Below are 717 nucleotides of genomic sequence, written 5' to 3' on the forward strand. Positions count from 1 at the left end.
CTTTATTCATCAGCAACTCACAATTTTTATCTAATAGTTTCTTCGCGTATGACACCACCTCATTGCTGGTGTCGAGCTGGTTTGCATACTTATCGAGGTAATCTTCCGCAGTCGTTACCTGTAACTTGAGACCGTGATTCTCTGCGAGATCACGTTTGATTCTCCTTGTGACCCGGAACACAGCTTTCTCTCTAACCCTCAAATCGGACGTGATTTCAGATACGGTAACTGGCTCACCTAGTACCTTGTGTGCGAGGTAGATTACAGACAGGGCAAATTCGTCTGTTGGACGTGAATAAGCCACGTCTACCGAATTGTACTGCGAATACAGTCGCTTTGCCATGACAACCAACGGAGTGGACAATTCTAATTCTGACCCACACCTCTCAATGTCGGACTCCACTTTCTCCTTAAACTCTTGCTCCTGAATCATTTGCCACGGTTCCATCGATGTTGGCTCACTCATTGGATGATTTCCGTGGGATTTGGTCATTCGAGATTAGCAACTGCTTCTTGTACCACTGGGACCCACTCATTTTCTGCGACTGTCCGTTGCGCCCAGTGGAGAGAAACCACAACCGGGTAGTCGGTTTCGAACTCGCTTTTCCCATATTCTTTCGTCACACGGACCCTCTTCGCCTCTGAAGCCGGAACCCCGAGTGCACGAAGGGTACGGATCGTCGCGCCCTTTCCGAGGGTGACGATGCCTTGTGGGTC

The 717-nt window shown here is 49.2% G+C and carries 2 protein-coding genes; both read right to left on the reverse strand.

Annotated elements, in window-relative coordinates; translation table 11 throughout:
- A partial coding sequence (locus tag AUR66_RS12655) for a hypothetical protein (RefSeq protein ID WP_157533101.1) occupies window positions 1-466 on the reverse strand: 466 nt, incomplete at its 3' end.
- Window positions 467-489: 23 nt separating this feature from the next.
- The coding region (locus AUR66_RS22655) for a hypothetical protein (protein WP_231727882.1) at window positions 490-717 on the reverse strand (228 nt) is incomplete at its 5' end.

Origin of the sequence: Haloferax profundi (assembly GCF_001469865.1) — an archaeon.
In the GTDB taxonomy this organism is placed as follows: Archaea; Halobacteriota; Halobacteria; order Halobacteriales; family Haloferacaceae; genus Haloferax; species Haloferax profundi.